This is a genomic window from Mesorhizobium sp. M8A.F.Ca.ET.021.01.1.1, assembly GCF_003998025.1.
In the GTDB taxonomy this organism is placed as follows: domain Bacteria; phylum Pseudomonadota; class Alphaproteobacteria; order Rhizobiales; family Rhizobiaceae; genus Mesorhizobium.
The window spans coordinates 1-1,628 of sequence record NZ_RZSJ01000875.1 but is presented as its reverse complement, the minus strand read 5'-3'; the positions used below and the strand labels follow the sequence as shown (position 1 = coordinate 1,628).

Genomic DNA, 1,628 nt, shown 5'->3' with positions numbered 1-1,628 from the left:
GCGAAAGGCCTGTCACGGCCAGACGTAGGGGCCAGCCCCATGGCCGACGATACCGCCGACATTATGGTTTTCATGTCGTATAGTCGACTGATGCGGAGCAAGAGATGGAAAACGGGGAAAAGAGGATCGTCATTGCCGGCGCCGGCAGCATTGGCTGTTATGCCGGCGGCTGCCTCGCACTCGCCGGGCGGCAGCTTGTCCTGCTCGCCCGACCGCGCATCGAGGCAGCGCTGCGGCAGGGCGGATTGCGCGTCAGCGACCTCAAGGGCCGCGATCGACTGATCAAGCCGGAAGCACTCGCCGTCACCGTGGATCCCGCTGTCGCCTTGCCGGTGGCCGATGTGATCCTGGTTACAGTCAAGAGCGGCGCGACGCAGGATATGGCGGCCCTAATCAAGGCCCATGCCCGTCCCGATGCCGTGGTGGTGAGCCTGCAGAACGGCGTCGACAATGCCGACAAGCTGCGCGCGGCGCTTGGCCGGCAAACGGTGCTGGCCGGCATGGTGCCGTTCAATGTCGTGCAATCGCCGGACGGCGAACTGCCGCTGCGCGTCCACCGTGCCAGCGACGGCAAGGTAATGGTTGAAGATGGGGACGCCGGCCTTGCCCGCCTTCTCGACGTCGAAGGCCTCGCCGTCGAAGCGCATGGCGACATGAAGGCCGTGCTGTGGGGCAAGCTTCTGATGAACCTGAACAATGCGCTGGTGGCGCTGTCGGGCCTGCCGCTGGCGACCGAACTCGCCGACAGGCGCTGGCGGCTGATCCTCGCCGGCCAGATCGATGAGGCTCTCCGGGCCATGAAGGCCTCGGGCATCGAGCCGGCGCGCATCGCCGGCCTGCGCCCTGCGCTGCTGCCGAAGGTGCTCAGGCTGCCCGACTGGCTGTTCAAGCTCTTGGCGCGGCGCATGCTGGCGATCGACCCCGAGGCGCGTTCGTCGATGTGGGATGATCTGCGGCGCGGCCGGCCGACCGAGATCGACGACCTGCAGGGTGCTGTCTTGCGGCTCGCCGAAAAAGCCGGCACGCAGGCGCCGACGGTCCAGCGGGTCAGCGCCTTGGTGCGCGCGGCGGAAGCCGAGCGGCTTGGCTCGCCGGGCCTGGTGCCGGAGAAGGTTCTGGCGCCGCCGGCCGGCCGTCGATCAACGTGATCTTCTGCCAGATCTTGCGCGACAGGTTGGACGCCAGGTTCTCGATGTCGTTGACGCCGTCGATGACGACGGCGTCGTTGACGGACTGGGCGAACAGCGCCGCGATCTTGCCGGTGATCGACAGCATTTCGGAGCAATAGTCGAGATAGCGCGCGAGATCGGCGGCATTGGTGATGCGGGCCGGCGAATGCGAGGTCGGCTTGAAACTGGTCGACAGCGCCGCCGGATCCTTGGTCAACTGGTGCATGTCGATGACGTGGATCAGCGAACGCAGGCCGTGCAGCTGGCGAAACACCTGCTTGCGCTTGATGCGCTCCTCTGTGCGGATCAGGGCGAGGAAACCGAGCACGGCGAGGATGATCATGTTGATCGTGGCTTCGATGCCTTGCACCGACTGCACCGCGTCGTCGGCCTGGGAGATGTGAATGAGCGGCAAGATGGTGCCGACGAACAGGAAGATCAGCGCGCCCGCGATCACGG

General features: G+C 66.1%; 2 protein-coding genes. One reads left to right on the top strand and one right to left on the bottom strand.

From position 1 onward, the window contains the following. Positions 1-104: 104 nt before the first annotated feature. Positions 105-1,148, top strand: coding sequence for a 2-dehydropantoate 2-reductase (locus tag EOA36_RS34975; protein WP_127281194.1), 1,044 nt, complete (start codon positions 105-107; stop codon positions 1,146-1,148). Here the strand turns inward: EOA36_RS34975 and EOA36_RS34970 are convergent. Then, positions 1,048-1,628, bottom strand: a 581-nt coding sequence (locus EOA36_RS34970) for a hypothetical protein (protein WP_127281193.1), incomplete at its 5' end; no start/stop codon positions are given. The genes EOA36_RS34975 and EOA36_RS34970 overlap by 101 nt on opposite strands.

Excerpts from the sequence above, each read along its gene's own strand:
- EOA36_RS34975 (WP_127281194.1), top strand. The coding sequence starts at position 105 with ATGGAAAACGGGGAAAAGAGGATCGTCATTGCCGGCGCCGGCAGCATT.